We start from the raw sequence: 4,849 nt of genomic DNA on the forward strand, positions 1-4,849 counted from the left end.
CTTCGCAAGCGCCCGAACGCCCAGCCGCCAGCGGCTGGGCCGGGCCCCGGAGGGGTACTTGCGCCGTCCCCCGGAACCTGAGCCACCCTGCCTCCCACAGGAAGCCAGCTTTTGACGTAGATTTGGAGGTTGCCGGCCAGCGGCCGGCCCTACCGCAGGTGCCGGGCGCAGCCCGGCCGTATCATCCCCCCATGCCCCGTGAAAACCTCAACGACCTGCAGGCCTTCGTCCACGTTGCCCGCCAGGGCAGCTTCACCAAGGCCGCCGCCCAGCTCGGCGTCTCACAGTCCGCCCTCAGCCACGCCATGCGCAGCCTGGAAGAGCGCCTCGGCGTACGCCTGCTCACCCGCACCACCCGCAGCGTGTCCACCACCGAAGCCGGCGCGCGCCTGCTGGACACCCTCGCCCCGCGCCTGGCCGAGATCGAGCAAGAACTGGCCGCGCTGGCCGAGTACCGCGAGCGCCCCGCCGGCACCATCCGCATCAACGCCACCGGCCACGCCGCCGAATACCTGGCCTGGCCACGGCTCGCCCCGCTGCTGCAGCAGTATCCCGATCTGAACGTCGAACTGACCGCCGACTACGCACTGGCCGACATCGTCGCCGAACGCTATGACATCGGCATCCGCCTGGGCGAGCGTCTGGCCCGCGACATGGTGGCGATGCCGATCAGCCCGCCGCTGCGCATGCGCGTGGTGGGTGCGCCCGGTTACTTCCGCCAGCACACTGTGCCGCGCCATCCCCACGAGCTGGCCGCGCACAACTGCATCACCCTGCGCCTGCCTACGCACGGCGGGTTGATGCCGTGGGACTTCGGCCAGGATGGCAACGAACTGAGCGTCCGCGTCAGCGGGCAATGGACCTTCAACAGCATGGGCATGACCCGCGAAGCCGCGCTGGCCGGCAGCGGCCTGGCCTGGCTGCCCGAAGACCAGGTGCTGGCGCTGCTGGAACAGGGGCGCCTGCTGTCGGTGCTGGATGACTGGTGCCCGACCTTCGACGGCTACTACGCCTATTATCCCTCACGCCGCCACGTCAGCGTGGCCATGCGCACGGTGCTGGATGCGCTGCGCGGGCCGATGGGGTGAAAACCCGAGGAGTGCGGACCAACGGTCCGCACCCACCACCAACGGTCCGCACCCACCACCAACAATCCGCACCCTCAACAGGGCAGATCAGCCCTTGACCTGCGCCGCGCGCTGCGCGTTGTAGCGCTCGCCCACGATCGACACTTCTTCCAGCACCTGCGCGATGCGCTGCAGTTCGTCTGCGGACAACACCAGGTGGGCAGCGGCCAGGTTCTCCTCCAGGCGATGGAGCTTGGTCGTGCCCGGGATCGGCACGATCCACGGTGCCTGCGCCAGCAGCCAGGCCAACGCCACCTGCGCCGGGGTCGCGCCACGCGCAGCAGCAATGGTGCCGATGCGATCCACCAGCGCCTGGTTGGCCCGGCGGGCTTCCACTTCAAACCGCGGCACGGTGTTGCGGAAATCGTTGTCGCTGAAGGTGGTATCGGCGGTGATGGTGCCGGTCAGGAAGCCACGGCCAAGCGGGCTGAAAGGCACGAAACCGATCCCCAGCTCCTGCAGCGTTGGCAGCAGTTCGCGTTCCGGTTCACGCCACCACAGCGAGTACTCGCTCTGCACTGCGGCCACCGGCTGCACTGCATGCGCACGACGCACCGTCGCCGCACTGGCCTCGGACAGGCCGAAGTGACCGACCTTGCCCTCGGCAATCAGGTCGCGCACGGTGCCGGCCACGTCCTCGATCGGCACGTTCGGGTCCACGCGGTGCTGGTAGAACAGATCGATGTGGTCGGTGCGCAGGCGCTTGAGGCTGGCCTCGGCCACGGCACGGATGTTTTCCGGGCGGCTGTCCAGGCCGGTATCGGTGCGGGCGTCCTTGAAGCCGAACTTGGTGGCGATCACCAGCCTGTCGCGGAACGGTGCGAGCGCTTGGCCCACCAGTTCCTCGTTGGTGTACGGGCCGTAGACCTCGGCGGTATCGAAGAACGTCACGCCGCGTTCGACGGCGGCGCGCAGCAGGGCGATGCCCTGGGCCTGCTCGACCGGCGCCCCATAGCTGTGGCTCAGGCCCATGCAGCCCAGGCCGAGGGCGGAAACCTTCAGGCCACTGCGGCCGAGTTCACGTGTCTGCATCGTCATGCTCCAAAGGGGGAGCGACGACGATACGCTCCTGCCCCCACTGGATTGAACGACCTGGATGGCAGTCGGTCATGACTGGATTTCATCAATCCGCTTCGTCTGCCACAAACGCCGGGAGGGCGAGCGGCAGGGCCAACGGCATCACGCCTGCGTGGTACCCGGGCGCGACGCTCTGCGCACGCGGTCGATGTCCTCGCGAAGCAGCACGTAGGGACAGCCGCGCGCCCTGCGGGTTCACCACCTGCGTGCAGGTGGCCCGCTTGCCGAGCAAACCACCCGGGTGGGTGTCCATGACCGGAAAACAAGCCACGGGCAGCAGCGACACGGCCAGCAACATCTGGGCCAGTGGCTCGCGCAGCAAGGCATCGGGAACGCTGAGGATCAACGCCAACGCGACGGAATCGATGGCCGTGGCGAACCAGCGACGCACGATGCGGCCGGACGAGTATCCGGCAGGCGATGGCGCCCATGTCCACCGGCCCCAGGACAGCAGGCCGGCTCTCCCTGGCGCGGCGATCAACGAACCTCGGAAATCTCCACGCCATCCAGGCCCTGCGAGAGGGTGCGGGCATCGCCGCCCTGGCTGAGCTTGATGCGCAGGCGCACTTCGTTCTGCGAATCGGCGTAACGCAGCGCGTCCTCGTAGCTGATCTCGCCAGCCTGGTACAGCTCGAACAGGCTCTGGTCGAAGGTCTTCATGCCCAGCTGCACCGATTCCTTCATCAGCTCCTTGAGCTTGTGGATCTCGCCGTCGCGGATGTAGTCCTGCACCAGCGGCGTGCCCAGCAGGATCTCCATCGCCACCTTGCGCGAACGGCCATCGGGCGAGGGAATCAGCTGCTGCGCGACCACGCCCTTCAGGTTCAGCGACAGATCCATCAGCAGCTGGTTGCGGCGGTCTTCCGGGAAGAAGTTGATGATGCGGTCCATCGCCTGGTTGGCGTTGTTGGCGTGCAGCGTGCACAGCACCAGGTGGCCGGTTTCGGCGAAGGCGATAGCGTGGTCCATGCCCTCGCGGGTACGCACCTCGCCGATCATGATCACATCCGGCGCCTGGCGCAGGGTGTTCTTCAGCGCCGCTTCCCAGCTGTCGGTATCGATGCCGACTTCGCGCTGGGTGATGATGCAGCCCTCGTGCTTGTGCACGAACTCGATCGGGTCTTCGATGGTGATGATGTGGCCGGTCGAGTTCTGGTTGCGGTAACCGATCATCGCCGCCAGCGAGGTCGATTTGCCGGTGCCGGTGGCCCCCACGAAGAGGATGATGCCGCGCTTGGTCATCGCCAGCGTCTTGATGATCGGCGGCAGGCTCAGTTCTTCCACGGTCGGGATGCGCGTTTCAATACGGCGCAGCACCATGCCGACCTGGTTGCGCTGGTAGAAGCAGCTCACGCGGAAGCGGCCGACACCGGACAGGCCGATGGCGAAGTTGCATTCGTGGGTCTTCTCGAATTCCTCGCGCTGGGCCGGGGTCATCACGTTGAGGACAAGGTCGCGGCTTTGCTGCGGGGTCAGCGGCGTCTGCGTGATCGGCGAGATCTTGCCGTTGACCTTGATCGCCGGCGGCATGCCCGCAGTGATGAACAGGTCCGAGGCGCGCTGGTGCGCCATCAGCTTGAGGAAGGAGGTGAAATCGATGGTGCTGGCAGTACTGGCGGTGCTGTTCATGGCGGGCTCCCAATGGGCATGTGCCAGAGATCGGTCGGTGGACTGGACATAGGGGGACGGCAGCTTGCGCACGCCGCCCCGGCGTTGCCCCGCCTTACTCGAACAGACGCTTGTCCTTGGCGTATTCGCGCGCCTGGTTGCGGGTGATCAGGCTGCGCTTGACCAGGTCCTGCAGGTGCTGGTCCAGGGTCATCATTCCGTACTGCTGGCCGGTCTGGATGGCCGAGTACATCTGCGCGACCTTGTCCTCGCGGATCAGGTTGCGGATGGCCGGGGTGCCGACCATGATTTCCCAGGCAGCGGTACGGCCGCCGCCGACCTTCTTCAGCAGCGCCTGCGAAATGACCGCACGCAGCGACTCGGACAGCATCGAGCGCACCATCGGCTTTTCGCCGGCCGGGAACACGTCGATGATGCGGTCGATGGTCTTGGCCGCCGAGCTGGTGTGCAGGGTGCCGAACACCAGGTGGCCGGTTTCCGCAGCGGTCAGCGCCAGGCGGATGGTTTCCAGGTCGCGCAGTTCGCCCACCAGGATGATGTCCGGATCCTCACGCAGCGCCGAACGCAGTGCTTCGTTGAAGCCGTGCGTATCGCGGTGCACTTCGCGCTGGTTGATCAGGCACTTCTGCGAGGTGTGCACGAATTCGATCGGATCCTCGACGGTGAGGATGTGGCCGTATTCGTTCTTGTTGATGTAGTCGATCATCGCCGCCAGCGTGGTCGACTTGCCCGAACCGGTCGGGCCGGTCACCAGGATCAGGCCCTGAGGCTGCTGGATGACCTCGCGGAACAGCGGCGGGCACGCCAGATCCTCCAGGGTGAGCACCTCGGAGGGAATGGTACGGAACACCGCACCGGCACCGCGGTTCTGGTTGAAGGCATTGACACGGAAACGGGCCAGCGACGGGATCTCGAACGAGAAGTCGACTTCGAGGAATTCCTCGTAATCGCGCCGCTGCTTGTCAGACATGATGTCGTACACCAGCGCATGGACCTGTTTGTGGTCCAGGGCCGGG

Annotated in this window: 5 protein-coding genes; 1 reads left to right on the plus strand and 4 read right to left on the minus strand. The window is 66.3% G+C overall.

Annotated features, from left to right (window positions below; translation table 11 throughout):
• Nucleotides 1-191: 191 nt before the first annotated feature.
• A complete protein-coding gene (locus ACQKDV_RS18285; RefSeq protein WP_427785652.1) occupies nt 192-1,088 on the plus strand; it encodes a LysR substrate-binding domain-containing protein in 897 nt (298 codons plus the stop codon).
• 87 nt (nt 1,089-1,175) lie between these two features.
• On the opposite strand, the gene ACQKDV_RS18290 is transcribed toward ACQKDV_RS18285, so the two are convergent.
• From ACQKDV_RS18290 to ACQKDV_RS18305, 4 genes are all read right to left on the minus strand, one after another.
• Nucleotides 1,176-2,159 carry an aldo/keto reductase gene (locus ACQKDV_RS18290; protein ID WP_427785654.1) on the minus strand — a complete coding sequence of 328 codons (984 nt, stop codon included), beginning with the start codon at nt 2,157-2,159 and terminating at the stop codon, nt 1,176-1,178.
• A 91-nt stretch (nt 2,160-2,250) separates the two neighbouring features.
• Entirely contained in the window at nt 2,251-2,595 is a 345-nt protein-coding gene (locus ACQKDV_RS18295) for a hypothetical protein (RefSeq protein ID WP_427785656.1), read from the minus strand.
• Nucleotides 2,596-2,681: 86 nt separating this feature from the next.
• A complete protein-coding gene (locus ACQKDV_RS18300; RefSeq protein WP_427785658.1) occupies nt 2,682-3,833 on the minus strand; it encodes a PilT/PilU family type 4a pilus ATPase in 1,152 nt (383 codons plus the stop codon).
• Between the two features lie 94 nt (nt 3,834-3,927).
• Nucleotides 3,928-4,849 (minus strand): type IV pilus twitching motility protein PilT (locus tag ACQKDV_RS18305; RefSeq protein WP_427785660.1); only part of this gene is annotated, 922 nt, incomplete at its 5' end.

Origin of the sequence: Stenotrophomonas sp. NPDC077659 (genome assembly GCF_050268705.1) — a bacterium.
Taxonomy (GTDB): Bacteria; Pseudomonadota; Gammaproteobacteria; order Xanthomonadales; family Xanthomonadaceae; genus Stenotrophomonas.

What these genes read in the sequence shown, in the direction of transcription:
- ACQKDV_RS18285 (WP_427785652.1), top strand. Translation starts at nt 192, where the DNA reads ATGCCCCGTGAAAACCTCAACGACCTGCAGGCCTTCGTCCACGTTGCC.
- ACQKDV_RS18290 (WP_427785654.1), bottom strand. Translation starts at nt 2,159, where the DNA reads ATGCAGACACGTGAACTCGGCCGCAGTGGCCTGAAGGTTTCCGCCCTC.
- ACQKDV_RS18300 (WP_427785658.1), bottom strand. Translation starts at nt 3,833, where the DNA reads ATGAACAGCACCGCCAGTACTGCCAGCACCATCGATTTCACCTCCTTC.